This is a genomic window from Burkholderia sp. Bp8991 (assembly GCF_003853795.1).
Lineage (GTDB): Bacteria > Pseudomonadota > Gammaproteobacteria > Burkholderiales > Burkholderiaceae > Burkholderia.
In genome coordinates this window covers 1-374 of the sequence record NZ_QTQJ01000092.1, presented here as the reverse complement: position 1 = coordinate 374, position 374 = coordinate 1, and the positions used below count along the sequence as shown (strand labels likewise).

At 66.0% G+C, this 374-nt stretch carries 1 pseudogene; it reads right to left on the bottom strand.

The window, feature by feature from the left end:
• A pseudogene (locus tag DIE02_RS35295) lies at positions 1-374 on the bottom strand (electron transfer flavoprotein-ubiquinone oxidoreductase); the annotation flags it as partial.

Sequence of the window (374 nt, the reverse complement as noted above, 5' to 3'; positions counted from 1 at the left end):
AGGGCGCCGCCCGGGAACACCGTCTTCGGCAGCGACAGCAGGCCGCCGGCCGTGATCGCGCGCGCGCCGTACGACACGCGCTTGCCGCCTTCGAGGAACGCGCGGATCGACGGGTGCGTCTTGTAGCGCTGGAACTCCTCGAACGGCGACAGGTACGGGTTCGTGTAGCCGAGGCCGACCACGAAGCCGACCACGACCTGGTTGTTGTCCATGTGATACAGGAACGAGCCGCCGTAGGTGTCCGACTTCAGCGGCCAGCCGGCCGTGTGGATCACCAGACCCGGCTTGTGCTTGGCGGGATCGATTTCCCACAGTTCCTTGATGCCGATCCCGTACGCCTGCGGATCGGCGTTCGCGTCGAGCTTGAACTTCGA